Annotated in this window: 15 protein-coding genes; 2 read left to right on the top strand and 13 right to left on the bottom strand. The window is 36.4% G+C overall.

What is annotated here, in order from left to right:
* Positions 1-206 precede the first annotated feature (206 nt).
* Genes trpB through CSB87_RS18830 form a run of 5 tightly spaced genes read right to left on the bottom strand, consistent with a single transcriptional unit; the run spans position 207 to position 4,217 of the window.
* The gene (gene trpB, locus CSB87_RS18850) at positions 207-1,412 is read right to left on the bottom strand and encodes a tryptophan synthase subunit beta (RefSeq protein ID WP_004887349.1); all 1,206 of its coding nucleotides are present in this window, start codon (positions 1,410-1,412) and stop codon (positions 207-209) included.
* Positions 1,413-1,448: 36 nt separating this feature from the next.
* Positions 1,449-2,636, bottom strand: a complete 1,188-nt coding sequence (locus tag CSB87_RS18845; protein WP_000498059.1) for a vWA domain-containing protein — start codon at positions 2,634-2,636, stop codon at positions 1,449-1,451.
* 15 nt (positions 2,637-2,651) lie between these two features.
* The gene (locus CSB87_RS18840) at positions 2,652-3,503 is read right to left on the bottom strand and encodes an AAA family ATPase (RefSeq protein ID WP_002049937.1); all 852 of its coding nucleotides are present in this window, start codon (positions 3,501-3,503) and stop codon (positions 2,652-2,654) included.
* A 29-nt stretch (positions 3,504-3,532) separates the two neighbouring features.
* A complete protein-coding gene (locus tag CSB87_RS18835) occupies positions 3,533-3,919 on the bottom strand; it encodes a hypothetical protein (RefSeq protein WP_002050047.1) in 387 nt (128 codons plus the stop codon).
* Entirely contained in the window at positions 3,912-4,217 is a 306-nt protein-coding gene (locus tag CSB87_RS18830) for a YcgL domain-containing protein (protein WP_002049830.1), read from the bottom strand. Before CSB87_RS18830 ends, CSB87_RS18835 begins: the two co-directional genes overlap by 8 nt.
* A gap of 441 nt (positions 4,218-4,658) precedes the next feature.
* Between CSB87_RS18830 and CSB87_RS18825 the strand changes: the two genes are divergently transcribed.
* Positions 4,659-4,823, top strand: coding sequence for a hypothetical protein (locus CSB87_RS18825; RefSeq protein ID WP_000086293.1), 165 nt, complete (start codon positions 4,659-4,661; stop codon positions 4,821-4,823).
* Positions 4,824-4,896: 73 nt separating this feature from the next.
* Here the strand turns inward: CSB87_RS18825 and CSB87_RS18820 are convergent, their stop codons facing one another.
* The 8 genes from CSB87_RS18820 to CSB87_RS18785 form a co-directional block, all read right to left on the bottom strand.
* Positions 4,897-5,238 (bottom strand): hypothetical protein, encoded by a 342-nt coding sequence (locus CSB87_RS18820; protein ID WP_004887353.1) that lies wholly within the window; start codon positions 5,236-5,238, stop codon positions 4,897-4,899.
* Positions 5,239-5,367: 129 nt separating this feature from the next.
* Positions 5,368-5,634 (bottom strand): hypothetical protein, encoded by a 267-nt coding sequence (locus tag CSB87_RS18815; RefSeq protein ID WP_004887355.1) that lies wholly within the window; start codon positions 5,632-5,634, stop codon positions 5,368-5,370.
* A gap of 496 nt (positions 5,635-6,130) precedes the next feature.
* Positions 6,131-7,255 (bottom strand): ribonuclease D, encoded by a 1,125-nt coding sequence (locus tag CSB87_RS18810; RefSeq protein WP_004887357.1) that lies wholly within the window; start codon positions 7,253-7,255, stop codon positions 6,131-6,133.
* Positions 7,256-7,563: 308 nt separating this feature from the next.
* On the bottom strand, positions 7,564-8,160 hold the full coding sequence (recR, locus tag CSB87_RS18805) for a recombination mediator RecR (protein ID WP_000490551.1): 597 nt from the start codon (positions 8,158-8,160) through the stop codon (positions 7,564-7,566).
* 9 nt (positions 8,161-8,169) lie between these two features.
* A complete protein-coding gene (locus CSB87_RS18800) occupies positions 8,170-8,499 on the bottom strand; it encodes a YbaB/EbfC family nucleoid-associated protein (RefSeq protein ID WP_004887360.1) in 330 nt (109 codons plus the stop codon).
* Between the two features lie 256 nt (positions 8,500-8,755).
* Positions 8,756-8,992 (bottom strand): hypothetical protein, encoded by a 237-nt coding sequence (locus CSB87_RS18795; protein WP_004887361.1) that lies wholly within the window; start codon positions 8,990-8,992, stop codon positions 8,756-8,758.
* A 163-nt stretch (positions 8,993-9,155) separates the two neighbouring features.
* On the bottom strand, positions 9,156-10,088 hold the full coding sequence (locus CSB87_RS18790; RefSeq protein WP_001040033.1) for an IS5 family transposase: 933 nt from the start codon (positions 10,086-10,088) through the stop codon (positions 9,156-9,158).
* A 129-nt stretch (positions 10,089-10,217) separates the two neighbouring features.
* Positions 10,218-11,405, bottom strand: a complete 1,188-nt coding sequence (locus CSB87_RS18785) for an O-succinylhomoserine sulfhydrylase (protein ID WP_004887364.1) — start codon at positions 11,403-11,405, stop codon at positions 10,218-10,220.
* 134 nt (positions 11,406-11,539) lie between these two features.
* On the opposite strand from CSB87_RS18785, the gene CSB87_RS18780 reads away from it, so the two are divergent.
* Positions 11,540-12,625 carry an alpha/beta fold hydrolase gene (locus CSB87_RS18780; protein ID WP_004887366.1) on the top strand — a complete coding sequence of 362 codons (1,086 nt, stop codon included), beginning with the start codon at positions 11,540-11,542 and terminating at the stop codon, positions 12,623-12,625.
* The last annotated feature ends 45 nt before the right edge of the window (positions 12,626-12,670 follow it).

Here is a 12,670-nt window from a genome sequence, read left to right as displayed (position 1 = left end):
TGACTATTCTACTGAGTGAGACAAAGCAACGCAACGCTTTGCCTTGTGAAGCAGTGTTTTACATATCAATCTATGACAATCACACGTTAAAATCAGAATACTTTGTTTTAATTAAGAAATAATGAACTTTATAAGTAACGCTAAAGATAGTCTTTGAAACAAAAAAGCGGCCTTTAAATACTGACCGCTTATTAACTCTAGTTGTCTTAAAGCTTAAGCTTTTCTGCAACATAGTCAGAATCTTTATCTCCACGACCCGACAGATTCACCACAATCATGGTTTCTTTCGGTAGCTTTGGTGCTTCGCGAATTGCCCAAGCCACAGCGTGTGAGCTTTCAAGCGCAGGAACAATCCCCTCAACACGCGATAATGTCATAAAAGCATTTAAACATTCTTGATCAGTTGCAGTGCTATATTCCACACGTCCTAAATCTTTTAAGAAACTATGCTGTGGACCAACACCTGGATAGTCCAATCCTGAAGCAATAGAATGTACAGGTAAAGGTTCACCAGCTTCATTTTCAAGTACATAACACGCCATGCCATGAATTTGGCTTGGTTTACCTAATGTTAGGGTTGCTGAGTGCATATTGGTATCTAACCCATGTCCAGCGGGTTCAACTCCAACAAGTTTTACATCTGGATCATTTAAAAATGCCGTAAAGGCACCAATCGCATTTGAACCACCACCAATACATGCCACCACATAATCTGGATTTTTTCCAAAGCGCTGGTGTGTTTGATCTTTAATTTCATTGCCAATAATTGATTGGAAATCTCGAACCATTTTCGGAAATGGATGTGGCCCAACCACAGAACCAATCGCATAAATAAAGTTTTTAGGGTCTTTTAAATATTCTTCAAACGCACTATCTACAGCATCCTTTAAGGTTGCTGTACCGCGAGTGACCGATACCAAATGAGCACCTAAAATTTTCATTTTGACGACATTTGGATGTTCTTTTTCAATATCAACTTGACCCATGTGAATTTCGCACGGAATACCCACTAAAGCACACGCTGTTGCCAAAGCAACGCCATGTTGACCCGCACCTGTTTCAGCAATGACTTTCTTTTTGCCCATATATTTAGCAAGTAAAGCTTCGCCTAAGCAGTGATTAATTTTATGAGCACCCGTATGGTTTAAGTCTTCACGCTTTAAATAAATTTGTGCACCACCTAACTGTTCTGAAAGGCGTTTTGCATGAAATAAAGGACTTGGACGACCTACATAATTTGCAAAGAGATCTGATAATTCATTTTGAAACTCTGGTGTATGGCGGATTTCTTCATAAGCAACATTAATTTCATCCATTGCTTCTTTTAAATGTGGAGGAATAAATTGCCCTCCATACTCACCAAAAAATCCTTGCTCATTTGGTAAAGCAATACCATTAATTTGATGTTGCATATCATCCCTCTTTTTAAATTATTAAAGTTATCAAGTTTATCGAGAAAGGTAACGCGTTAAATCTTCAATGCCTTTTAGAGTCATTGGGTACATGTGGTTTTCAAAAATCTCTTTAATCCAACCAATTGTTTGGGTGTAATGCCAATACCCTTCTGTTTCAGGGTTTAACCATGCTGTTTTATCAAAATGCTGACGCAGACGACGTAACCAAACTTCACCTGCTTCATCATTCATATACTCAACCGAGCCACCTACCGATTTCAGCTCATACGGTGCCATACTGGCATCACCTACTACAATTACACGATAGTCACGTCCATAGGTATGAAACAAGTCCCATGTGTTCATGCGAGTCGCTGTTCTTCGATAGTTATCTTTCCAAACATAGTCATAAAGACAGTTATGGAAATAAAAGTATTCAAGTGTTTTAAATTCAGTTTTAGCCGCGCTAAACAACTTTTCACATTGAGCAATATGAGCATCCATTGAACCGCCCACATCAAATAACATGAGTACTTTAATTCGATTACGACGCTCTGGCACCATTTGAACATCAAGAATACCTTGCTTGGCTGTTTCTCGAATAGTTCCGTCAACGTCTAGCTCTTCGGCAGCGCCTTGCCGGGCAAATTTGCGTAAACGCCGTAAAGCAATTTGCATTTGGCGGGTACCAAGAACTTGGTCATCATCTAGATTTTGGTATTTACGCTGTTCCCAAACTTTAACCGCCGAACGTTTACGGCCCGGCCCACCAATTCTGACGCCTTCCGGATGGTCACCAAAAGCACCAAAAGGTGAAGTTCCACCTGTGCCAACCATACGGTTACCACCTTGGTGTTTTTTATGCTGTTCACGTAAACGCTCTTCTAGCATTTTCATCAGTTCTTCTAAAGAACCTGCTTTTTGAAGCTCAGCTCTTTGCTCTGGTGTTAAATGCTTTTCTAAAAGCTCTAAATCGAACCAGTCTTTTGGTAGTTTATGGACTTGCTTGAGTAATTCATCGATATCGAAGGTTTCTATGCCATCAAAGTAATCTTTCATGGCACGATCGAACTTATCAAAAAAGCGTTCATCTTTAACTAAAATTGTTTTAGCAAGTTGATAGAACTCTTCTTGATCGGCAAAAACTAAACCTTCACTCACCGCACGATTTAAGTCAATCAATTCACGGGTCGTGACTGGAACACCATATTTTCGTAAGGTGTAAAATAACCGCACAAACATGGGTTATTCTCTCCTTTAACGTCGCGACATGAAAGCCAAACGTTCAAGCAGTTGCACATCTTGTTCGTTTTTAATGAGTGCGCCATACAAAGGTGGAATAGCTTTTGATGTATCTCGATTACGTAGTACATCTTCTGGCATATCATCTGCCATAAGCAGACTCAACCAATCGATCAGTTCAGATGTAGATGGGGGTTTCTTCAAGTTAGGAATTTCGCGGAGTTTGAAGAAAACTTGCAGAGCTTCATTTACCAAAGTCGCAGAGATATTTGGGAAATGTACCGAGATAATTTCACGCATCGTTGCTTCATCTGGAAACTCAATATAGTGGAAGAAGCAGCGACGCAAAAACGCATCTGGTAATTCTTTTTCGTTATTTGAAGTAATAATTACGATTGGACGTTGAGTAGCAGTAATCGTTTCGCCTGTTTCATAAACATAAAAAGACATCTTATCAAGTTCATGTAACAAGTCATTTGGAAACTCAATATCTGCCTTATCAATTTCATCAATTAAAAGCACACAGCGCTCTTCACTGGTGAAAGCTTCCCACAGTTTACCGGGCTTAATATAGTTCTTAATATCGTAAACACGATCATCACCCAGTTGACTATCACGCAAACGAGACACAGCATCGTATTCGTATAAGCCTTGCTGTGCCTTAGTTGTTGACTTGATATGCCAAGTAATGAGTTTTAAACCAAGGCTTTGTGCCACTTGCTCAGCAAGTAAAGTTTTACCTGTACCCGGCTCACCTTTAACCAATAAAGGCTTTTGCAAAGCGCGGGCTGCTTTTACAGCAAGTTTAAGACTATCAGTCGCGATATATTGATCTGTACCGGTAAAATGTTGGGTATCAGCAGACATGTAGAGACCTTATTTTTCTATTTCAATGGTTAGATGGAACGCATGCTTTTGTTTGTTGTATATTTTGACCAACAATAGCCAATAAGCAAACCTAGACCGATTACAAACAGAATTAAGGATAAATTTGACCAGATTAAAGGACTGTCTTTAGTTAACACACCAAACAATAGCCCAAAAATAGCTGGAGCTACAGATGCATTAGGACCTTCCGAAACGGTTGGTGTCACCAAAATGGCAAAAACAACTAACCAGCTTATTGCGCCAAAAGTAGCAGGTAGGCGGCGCATTAAACGCCACCAACACCACAAAGCAATAATAGCGCCAACGCCATAAGCTGTTAAAGCAATGATCTCCTCAGGAACTGCATCGAGAGAAGAAAGTAATTGATTTAGAACTCCAGCTTGATCTTCACGCACCACGTAAGCCCTCTGGTTCAACTGCATTTGGGTTAATTAACCCTTCTGGCGGCATCTGAATAAAGAAACCTTTTGTTTGTAATGAGTCTAGAACATGTAAAACATTTACACGCGCTAATTTACGTGTTGGAGCCAATTCTAAATGCATGACAAACGTTGCACGACCAAATGCTTGTAAAACAGCTTCTGGAACTTTTTCAAACGGATCAGCTTGCTCCGCATCATCAGGATAGTTTGGACGAGCAATATAAATGTACATTTCATCTTTTTTGCTCGATCTATAAATATCACAGTGCATTTCAAATCAACTCTTGAACTAAGGACAGCATACATGAAAAAAAACAACAGACACACGCAGGTTTGTTTACGCATCAGTCGTTTTTTCTTTTCTCGCGAAATATTAACCCACAACAATCATTAAGGTCGATAAATAACTTTTAATTTTCTAAAGTTTTAAATTATCCAACCTCTATTAACGTATTAATTTTACATAAAAAAGCTTTTTATCAACTTTTATAAAATGAAAAAATTACATTTTGAAAACAATAAACTTACTCTCAAATAAATTAAATTTATCTTAACACATTGAAAATAATAAATTTAATTTAAATAAAAGTTAAAATAAGAATTAAAGAAGATTCAACTTATGTATACAGGATAAGACATTATTTAACCGATTTTAAATTCGGATGTGTTTCAATAATAAAAGATCTTAAAAGAAAATATGGAGGTCTTTACTATGTCTCGTGGCGACAAATCATCTTACACAGCAAAACAAAAGCGTCAGGCTAAACATATTGTTGAGAGTGAAGTAGATAGAGGTCATTCTCAAGAAGAAGCTGAACGTATCGCATGGTCTACCGTCAATAAACAAGATGGTGGCGGCAAGAAAAAATCACATTAAAATTATTACCGGATACTTCTTTAGTTAAGTTAAGGACTAAAGAAGTATCTTATCAATAAGTTAATCAAAAGTTTTAAAAGACTCTTGAGCCCTGCATATAGTCATTACTCACCTGATTTAAGGCACTCAAAATTGTGCTGTGGTTTTCAGTAAGTAACGCTTCATTTAAATGATTCATGTAATTCATTAATGTTTCTTTAGAAGCTTGTGCAAACTCGGTAGTTACCGCTTCATCTTCATATAAAATGACATAACTACGAGCAAACCCATAAATAAGATAAGCTGCGGCTTTTTCATTGAAATTTGAAGATTGCTTAAGATACTGCTCACACGCATTTTTTAAGTTTTTAAATGCATCTGTACCAGTCGATTGATTTTTGAAAGATGAAAGTATTGTTTGGAAGTTCATATCCATATTCCACTCAAAAAGTAAAGCTACAGAAGAAGCATAAACCTGTCAAACAATATATTGATTTTTATAAATTTAGATTGTAAAAAATTATAAGAAACGCCCTAATCTATGGGCGTTTGAATAGATTAAAGCTTAGAAACTGACTTCAATATTGACGGTTGTACCAGACTGATCAATATTGGTTGAAACGTTGAAACCTCGTGTCTTTAGCTCTTCCTCTACTTGCGTAATATGTTCAGGGTGCAAAGCATCTATTGGAAATTGAAACACTGCTCGACGTTTACCTTCTTTCGAGATTTCCTCAGTTCCAGTTAAGATTTTTTCCAACAATATTGCTTGATCTATTTTGACATCTTTAGCATTTTTTCTTGCCTGTTCAGCATTAAAATTATTAGCCATGTTTATCTCTCTAGTTATTAGTAACTTTCATTTATAGCATAAAAAATTAATCTCAATATTAACTTATTATTGATTTTAAAAACTTTTTAAGAATTTATATATAAAATTAGAGGCCTCCTCTCCCCGAGAAGGCCTCTATATTTCTGCACCGAAACAAACTTATAGTTATATATTGTTTATTTTGAAATTGTTTTTCTTGTTGCTAAGAATATACAGACCTATATATATACGCAATTGAATTTTTCTCACGCATAAAGTTAATTTAATTCAGCATAATCATATAAAATTAAGATGAACTCATATTTATAGTATTTAAAGTTCAAAACAACCTAAAGATATAAAGTATAACTAAACAAAAATTTAAGTTTATAAAGATAGCCTTATAAAAAGGCTTATTTTTAAAGCAAGATTAAATACAAGAAGTTGAATAAATATTAATCAAATAAAATATTTTCTAAATACAAAGCGTATTTAAACTAAAAACACCTATTTAAATTTAAAATAAGAGACTTGCTTTCTCTTCTGTAAATAGCTCAATAAGAGGTTTAGTGAGTAATTCATAGCGCCAACCTAACAAATAGTCAGGTAAGTCTTGTTCATCACCTTTAGAAAGTACATGTTGATGAATTGCATTTAACCATTTCTTACGAAGTAAAACTTCTTTCGGAATGGAAGTCTGCTCTATTGCGTTTGCAATTAATGCATCCATTTTATCTAAAGTTTCTTTTGATGTAATTTTAAAAGGTTTAGCAATTTTAGCTGGCCATTGCCCTTCTACTGGTAAATCCTTCAAAAGATCCAGAATAATTTTGCCATATTCACGAACAACATTCGGACGTATATCTCTTACCTGTGATAACTGGAAATTATTACGTGGATTTTTTTCAACCAAATCAATCATTGTAGAATTTCTAAGGATAAAACTACGTGGTTGATTGGTTGCTTTAACTATATGTTCACGCCATTCACTTAAATTTTGCAATTGCATTAATTGACGGCGTGAATGTCGATAGTTGCCTACATCTGTATAGAGTAATGACGTTGGTGTTTCACTAATAATTTCTTTGGTTAAACTGCGGCAGTCTTCAAGAACACACTCATAAAGACCTTTTTGCTTAAGCTGGTCCTTAATATGGTTAGCCAACTGCATAAGGTATAAAACATCATTTGCTGCGTAGCATAACTGTTGAGGAGACAAAGGTCTTGCTAACCAGTCAGATCGAGTTTGGTCTTTTTCAATGTCAATCTCTAAACAAAGCTTTAAAGCACCTTGATAGCTTACTTGTAAACCATGTCCTAAAAAGGAAAGTCCAACTTGGGTATCAAAAACATTTAATAGGTTTTGTTCATCAGCATAGTGATAGATTAAATCGATATCTTCACCACACGCGTGAAAAATATTTTGTTGAGCAACAAAGATTTTTTTCCAAAACTCACTTAAGTCTAGCGACACGCCATCCAGCAAATATACATTTCCGTTGACATTGACTTGACATACTCCAAGTTTAGGCCAAAGGGTATCAACCTTAATAAATTCTGTATCAAGTCCGTATGTTGAACATTGATCCATTTGTTGAAGGACATCAACCAATTCGGTTTGCTGTTGGATAAACTGAAACATGCTTTCTCAAGTAACTGCAAAGAGTGCTTTAAACTCTGGTATATATAACATAGCAATAGAAAAATGCTACTGAATCCATGATGAATAATCTATTTTTGAACAATTTTCCAAAAAAGAGATAATTTTTTGATCATTATTTTAAATCTTTCAATTTAAGATCCTTATAAAAATTTATTTTTTACAAACAGCTTTTTTAATTTATATATTCATTAAGTCATTTTTAAAAATATATTTTTGTCTTTTAAAAAGATTTTTTTAATAATAAAACTTATATTTTAAAAAAATCTTTGAAATAAGCACCGAAGTACTTATTTCATACGCATACGGTTATGCACCGCTTGACTTAATGTATGACTATCAACATATTCAAGCTCACCCCCTTGAGGTACACCTTGAGCAATACGTGTCATGTGAATAGGTAAATGTTTCGTCGCTTCAACCAAATAGTGCGCTGTCGCCTGACCTTCTACAGTGGCGTTAGTCGCCAAAATGACTTCTTCGATAGTGCCTTGGCTTAAGCGTTGAATTAGGTAAGGAATACCTATTTCCTCTGGCCCAATCCCATCTAATGGAGAAAGATGCCCACCCAATACATGGTATTTACCACGGAAACTACCACTTTGTTCAATTGCCATCACATCTGCCGGAGATTCAACCACACATAGCAGTTGATCATCTCTTTCTGTTGAAGCGCAAATATCACAAATTTCGTGCTCAGTTAAAGAGTGGCAAACACTACATTCATGAATATAACTTGATGCTTCATGTAGAGCATGCGCTAAAGCAAATGCACCTTCACGATTTTTCATCAAAAGATGTAAAGCCATACGTTGAGCCGACTTCGGTCCAACGCTAGGCAAAATACGTAAAGCTTGAACGAGTTGTTCAAATCTATCACTAAACACTGAATTTCCTTAGAACATGCCCGCTAAACCAGGAGGTAAACCCATACCAGAGTTAGCTTTTTGCATTTTTTCTTCAGAAACTACTTCGGCTTGACGCACAGCATCATTCACCGCAGCTGCGATTAAGTCTTCAATCATATCTGGTTCATCTTGAAGTAATTCTGGATTAATTTCGATACGTTTTACGATATAACGACCAGTCATGGTTACTTTAACCAAACCACCACCCGCTTCAGCGTTTACTTCAGTTTGAGCAAGCTCTTCTTTGGCCTTTTTTATATTTGATTCCATATCTTTTTGCATGCGCTGCGCTTGCTGCATGAGCATATTGATATTCATAAACCTAACTCCGTATCTCTATCAAATATAATTGATAGTCACATAACACTTCAGAACTTAAACTCTTTTAGTCACTCAACTCATCACAAAGATCATTGAGGTCATTACGTTTAAATCAAAATTAATCTGTAATTCTGACACAATAAATTAATGTTTTCTATTGCTATCTATGAAACTATTTTCGCTAACTCATGAGTTTAAAGCTTTCTGTGTAAAACTTTTTACGCTTAGAGCCAGTTCTAAAATTTAAGTGAAACTATTGTGAAGCTTGAAGGTTTTTATTGTCCGGTTTGTATTCATTTAAAGGCATTTTTTGAAAAGAGGCATTTGCCTTTTCTATGGAATGATCTGCATCTTCAACTGATTTGTTCGCATCATTAATTAACAATACAGTTTCGCTAATCTGAGTCGGTTCGTCCTTTTGGGCAAATACTCTGTATCCAACCAAACCAATTGCCCCTATAGCGACTAATATAATTATAGGTTTAAGCATGGTTAAAAACTCACTTTGTTATTTTTATTAAATTTAGAACTTTTATACGTTGTGATTTTAGAGTCATTTATAACAAAATGTAGTCTTTTTATTTCATTCGTTGTATGTAAGGGCTTTGTTGCATAAAGCCTTTGAAGGTAAAGTTTTCCTAAGTTGCTAAAATTTAGGTTACAACTTGGGTATGAGGTCTGCCTAATTCTGTAAATTTATTTAATACGGCTACACGTGCATGGATCTCATTCACTTGGCTGTCAAAATTCCTTGAGTAGAGTTTATCGCCTAATAATTTGATGCAATGCATCTTGGTTTCGACCAAACTTCGCCGATGATAACCAGACCACTTTTTCCAAAGGGCTCTTCCTAGACGCTTAACTGTTTTTAGTAATTCATTTCTCTCTTGCGAATGAACTTTTGTATCTTTCCACGGTTTCGCATTTTTTCTTGGCGGAATCACCGCATATGCTTGACGATCTGAGATCACTCGTCTGCAGCATTTAGTGTCATAGGCTCCATCGGTATAGACAGAATCTACTCGCTCATCAAGTGGTATTTGACCAAGTAAATCACCGAGCACCTGTGAATCACTGATATTGTTCGTTGTGAGCTGAACTGCACGTATTTGCAGCGTTTCAGCATCTATACCAATGTGAAGCTTACGCCATTGTCGACGATATTCAGGCTGATGTTTCTTCCGTTTCCATTCACCTTCGCCCAAAAACTTTAAACCAGTTGAATCTACGAGTAGATGTAGACCATTGCTACTTTTTTGGTAGCTAATCGCAATATCAATATGTTTTTGTCTTCTGCAAAGCGTCGTATAGTCTGGCGCTGTCCAATCTAATCCGCAAAGTTTAATCAGGCTTTGTACAAAGCCAGTGACCATGCGTAGAGAAAGACGAAATATGGATTTAATCATTAAGCAGCATTGGATGGCTGTATCGGAATAAGTTTGATTTCGACCATGTTGGCTTTTTGGTTGAGCATACCATTGTGTTTTGGGATCAAACCAAATGGCAATATTCCCACGATTAATGAGAGCTCGGTTGTATGTGGGCCAATTGGTTGTACGGTAGATTTTAGGTGTAGGCTTATTCATCTCAAAATTATATTGTGGAATAAGCCTTTAGAGATAGGTTTGTGCAACAAAGCCGTATGTAAGTAACAACGCTATAAATAAAAAGCCACACTAAAATAAGTGTGGCTTAGTCTTAAATATATAAATTAATTAGATTAAATCTAATCCACGTGAGATATCACCAATAATATCGTTAATATCTTCTAAACCAACCGAAACACGGATTAGACCTTCTTGAATACCTGCTGCTTGTTTTGCTTCAGCAGAAAGTTTGCCGTGCGTTGTGGTCGCAGGATGGGTAATCGTTGATTTCACATCACCTAAATTACCGGTAATAGAAATAAATTTGGTGTTATCAATTACTTTCCAAGCACCTTCACGCTCACCTTTAACTACAAAAGAAACAATTCCTCCAAAACCTTTTTGCTGTTTTGCAGCAAGTTCATGTCCTTCATGAGCTGAAAGGCCTGCGTAGTAAACTTTTTCTATTTTTTCATGAGTAGATAACCATTCTGCAAGAATTTGAGCACTCTCACAGTGTGCTTTCATACGTAAGCGTAAAGTTTCTAGACCTTTTAAGAAAACCCATGCATTAAACGGGCTCATTGATGGCCCAAGTGTACGGACGACACCAAAAACTTCTTCTAACAACTGATGATTCCCGACAACAGCACCGCCTAATGCGCGCCCTTGCCCATCTAAATATTTAGTTGCCGAGTAAATTACAAGGTCTGCCCCAAATTTTAATGGTTGCTGTAAAACCGGCGTACAAAAACTATTATCAACTGCAAGTAAGGCACCATGCGCATGGGCAATATCTGCAAGTGCTTGAATATCCGCAATCTCAGCTAATGGATTCGATGGTGACTCAACAAATAAAAGTTTAGTTTCTGGACGTACTGCATTTTTCCATGCATCCAAATCACATAAATCAACAAATGTAATATCTACACCAAACTTGGCAATATATTTTTCAAACAAGGCAACGACTGAACCAAATACTGCTCTTGAGCAAATAACATGATCACCCGCTTTTAAATATGCCATTGCAACTGACAAAATTGCGCCCATTCCAGAACTTGTTGCAACCGCTCGCTCAGCCCCGTCTAAAGCTGCTAGGCGTTTTTCAAACATTGATACAGTCGGATTGGTAAAACGAGAATAGATATTTCCTTGAACTTGACCAGAAAATTTTGCAGCTGCTTCAGCAGCGTTTTCATATACAAAAGATGAAGTCAAAAAAATTGGTTCGCCATGCTCACCTTCAAAACTACGAGTATGTCCGGTACGAATGGCTAAAGTATCAAGTTGGTATTCTAAATCATCAGACTGGTTCATTAAATGTGCGCCTTTACTGGTCATGTACTAAAAAACTATCATCATTTTGAGTGTCTAAGGTATTTAAGGTCAAGGTAAACCTGAAAATTTTCGCTTAGACTTCAATCAATCTTTAGTATAGTTGGTAAAACAAGATGAAACGCTTAAAGTCCCTTGTCCCAGAACAAAGTCAAATCAAGCACCTCTCTACCCGACTATTTCGTCCTCAAACATTAGTATTGTCACAAAGCACTCCGTTTGAAGTAATTGGTGAATTCAATCAAACCCGTGTTCGTTACTATGCGGCTACCCAGAAGCGTTTTAAAGAACCATTAGTATTTGTTGCTCCGCTAGCAATTAATATGGCGATCTATGATTTATATCCTTATCGTTCGCTTGTAAAATATTTTCAAAATGCAGGTTTTGACGTATATCTAGTCGATTGGGGACGTTTGGGCTTTAAAGATAGACATCTTAACTTTTTATCATTTATAGAAGATTTTATTCCTAAAGCTATAGAACTTGTTCGCACCCATTCAGGCAGTGACCAAATTTCTCTACACGGATGGAGTATGGCAGGTATATTCGTTACTTTATATACAGCACATAATCAACCAAATTATGTCAAAAACCTTATAGTATTAGGTAGCCCAATTGATAGTTATGCTTCTGGTTATATTGGAAAACTCTACCGAACTATAAATAACACTATTGCTCGCAATAAGAAGCTACAGGAACGTATCTACTCAGGTTTACCGAAGCGTTTGATTCATACACCTGGTATTTTAAATTCTCTAGGATTTAAAATTCTTGACCCTAAAGGTTGGCTCGATGGCCATGTTCAATTACTGAAAAACCTTGATGACCTTCAGTTTGTACAAGAACATGCCACTTTAAGTAGTTTCTTAAATAATATGATTGATTATCCAGGAGGGATTAATCAGGACATGTTATTCAATGTTTGGCTACAAAATCCGTTGAAGCAAGGTTCTATTTTATTAAAAGATAAAAAAATTGAGTTAAAAAATATCGAGTGTTCTCTCTTGGTTGGTGCAGGTCGTAGCGATCAATTGGTTACGGCGGATGCAGCTCAACCATTAAGCCATTTAACCAGTAGCCAAGATGTTACATTTACTCTTATTCCAGGTGGTCATTTGGGACTAATTTCCAGTCAAGCAAGTTCTCAAGAGTTTTGGCCAAAGTTAGAAGCATGGCTAAGTGAACGTTCAACAAAAATTTGAGCTTTAAAAAGGAAAAAGCCCTTATATAAAGGGCTTTTTTATACT

This window comes from Acinetobacter sp. AR_0276 (assembly GCF_003000705.1).
Classification (GTDB): domain Bacteria; phylum Pseudomonadota; class Gammaproteobacteria; order Pseudomonadales; family Moraxellaceae; genus Acinetobacter; species Acinetobacter nosocomialis.
This window is presented reverse-complemented; position numbering and strand designations above follow the sequence as displayed.